This window comes from Streptomyces violaceorubidus (assembly GCF_000717995.1).
GTDB lineage: Bacteria > Actinomycetota > Actinomycetes > Streptomycetales > Streptomycetaceae > Streptomyces > Streptomyces violaceorubidus.
This window is the reverse complement of sequence record NZ_JODM01000219.1, coordinates 1-253: the sequence shown is the minus strand read 5'-3', so window position 1 is coordinate 253 and position 253 is coordinate 1. Positions and strand designations below refer to the sequence as shown.

1 protein-coding gene is annotated in these 253 nt (G+C 70.4%); it reads right to left on the bottom strand.

Going from position 1 to position 253, the window contains the following annotated elements:
- Positions 1-253 (bottom strand): transposase family protein (locus IE94_RS0134830; RefSeq protein ID WP_030192760.1); only part of this gene is annotated, 253 nt, incomplete at both ends.

The window sequence follows — 253 nt, the reverse complement described above, 5'->3', positions numbered from 1 at the left end:
CCAGGGTGAGGACGGCTTTGGTGATGACGCTCATGCGGTTGGGGCTGACGCGGGATCTGCGGAAGGTCTGCCAGGACTTCAGCCGTGCCATGCCTCGTTGGACGGGTGCCCGGGCCGTGGACAGGGCCCGGTTCACGGTCCGCTCGGTGAGAGCGAGTTCACCGTTGGGCGGGCGGCGCTTGGCGGTGGTGACCCAGTCGCCCGCACCGATGTAGGCCATGTCGGCGAGGACCGGGACGCCCTGGCGCGCGCA